The 2,151-nt window shown below is 71.4% G+C and carries 2 protein-coding genes; both read right to left on the minus strand.

What is annotated here, in order from left to right; genetic code table 11:
- Positions 1 to 90: 90 nt before the first annotated feature.
- Positions 91 to 1,173: a hypothetical protein gene (locus tag Q0112_RS13025; protein WP_297975958.1), complete on the minus strand. Its 1,083-nt coding sequence runs from the start codon at positions 1,171 to 1,173 to the stop codon at positions 91 to 93.
- Between the two features lie 368 nt (positions 1,174 to 1,541).
- Complete coding sequence (locus tag Q0112_RS13030) at positions 1,542 to 2,012, minus strand: helix-turn-helix domain-containing protein (protein ID WP_297975960.1); 471 nt, start codon at positions 2,010 to 2,012, stop codon at positions 1,542 to 1,544.
- Positions 2,013 to 2,151: the final 139 nt, after the last annotated feature.

Below are 2,151 nucleotides of genomic sequence, written 5' to 3' on the forward strand. Positions count from 1 at the left end.
CTGGCCAGCCCCTGCACCGCCGGAACGCTCGCCTGACTAACCGGGTTGACTTCGCGGGGGAGGAACAGAACCCGCAGGGCGCGACCCGCCCTAACCCTTCATCACCTCCGCCCAGTCGACCGCGGCGAAGAGCGGCCGCAGCTCGTCGGTCGAGAGGCCGGCCTCCTTCGCCTGCGCGACCGCCTGCACCAGGCCGGCCACCGCCCGGGCGCTGCCGCCGGCGTCGAAGGCCTGCAGCGGAGTCAGGGTGTCGATCGCCACGGCAACCCCGAGCTTGGCGGAGGCCTCCTCGGCGAGGAGCTCGGCGATCGGCTGAAGTACCCAAGTCGCGAGGTGCCTCTGCGCCTCGCGCACGAGCGGCCCCTGCGCCGCCACCGCGAAGAGGCCGGGGAGGACGCCGAAGGCTGCCATGATCGCCCCACTGGCCGCCTCTAGCGTCTCCGCCGCCATGGAGCGGCTGAGGTCCGGCGTGAGGTCTGCCGGCCGCCAGTCGGCCGCCGGCGCCGGTCCGCCGGCCGCGGTGACTTGCACCGACTCGCGGAGGAGCACCCGCCCGCGGCGACGGCGGAAGGAGCGGCCGAGCTCCTCGTTGCTCGTCTCGGGGTTCTCTGGAAAGGGCACGACCTGGCTACCGATCGGCGCGAGCTCGTAGACCTCCGCCAGCGCCGACTCGAGCGCGTGAAGCATCCCCGCCGTCAGCGCCGAGCGCCGCAGCGGCGCAGTGCCGGTCCAGGGGGCCACCGGGTCACTCCCCAGCCGCAGGTGCAGCACCTCGGCCGCGAGGGCCGTCTCCGACCGCCCACCGCCCGCCTCGGAGACGCTGACGCGATAGGCGCGGGGTCGGCCGTTCCTTGTGCTGAGATCCCAGTCGGAGGCCGGCACGAGGCCTTCCTCGCGGATGAGGAACAGCGCCTCGCCCCGGAGCGCCAGAGAGCGCGCCAGCATTGCCATCGTGCGCCGGTCGAGGAGGTCTGTCCCCTCGACGGTCGCGATGGCGAAGGCGCTCTCCCAGAGCGAGGTGCAGGCCTGCACCGTCGCCGTCAGCTCGCCGAGACCGGAGCGCCCGGCGATGTAGCTCTGCCTGGCGGAGAGGATCTCCGCCGTGTAGCCGGTGCCGGAGCTCCGCCGCTCCTGCGGCTGCGCGCGCCCGAAAAGCCGGTGCCAGATACCCATCACGGAGCCCGCCTATGACAGGCTCCCAGGACTCGCCGTGCGAGACCTCGGTCGTCGCGGCGGCGAAGGGCACGAGCGGCGGCCGCCAGGCGCCGCGGCCGCCTTCCACGATGAAGGCGCAGGTGCGCTCGCCCCAGCGCCACGAGATCCAAGACTCGATGCGCCGCCAGACCAGTTCGGGCATAAGATTGGAGGCGGCCACGGAAAGGAAGCCACCTACCTCCGGCCAGGTCGCGGGAGTGCCCTCGATGATCTGCAACGTCGTCGCCATCACCGCCACCTCGCGCTGGCATGGAGCGCCGGCCGCTCGGGCAGGATGAGGCCTGAGGCCCGCGCCTCGACCTCGGTCTCGGTATATGCAGGCGCCGTCACGAGGCTGATCTCCTCCAGAGCAACGCCTGAAGGATGGTCCGGATGATCGCCCGTCCCTCGGCCGGGTCCTCCTCCTCGACCCGCTCGGCCTCCTCGGACGGCACGGCCGAAGGCGGCGGGATCCGGAAGCCCGGGCTGAGGCCGACCACGAGCCCGGCCATGAAGCCGGCGAAGAAGTCCCGGAAGTAGGAGGTCTCCGCGATCTCCGGCGCGATCTCCGCGTCGAAGGCGAGGGCTTCGTCGCTGTCGCGCAGCACGAGGCCGCCCGTGAGCTTCGAAGCCAAGGGCTTGTCGTAGGAGTGTCCGAGGAGGAGGTGGATTTTGGCCTTTGGGTCCTCGAGGCGCGCCACCGATGGGTAGCAGAGGCCGTCGTCGTCAGCGTGGTCGGCGAGGGAAAGCGACACCAGGCGCTCGTAGGGGTCGAGCTCCAGGCGCTCCCAGACCGCGGACATGAGCTTGATGCTCATGGGCGCAGCTCCCGAGGAGCGTGTCCCAATCCGCTCGCTAACCCATTGGCGCGCAAAGGCCGGGATACCGGCGTCGTGTCCCGAGCCACACTACACGACAGGGCTGGCTGAGGGCGGGATGAGGTGATCTTCTGGACGA

The organism is uncultured Amaricoccus sp. (genome assembly GCF_937858865.1).
GTDB lineage: Bacteria > Pseudomonadota > Alphaproteobacteria > Rhodobacterales > Rhodobacteraceae > Amaricoccus.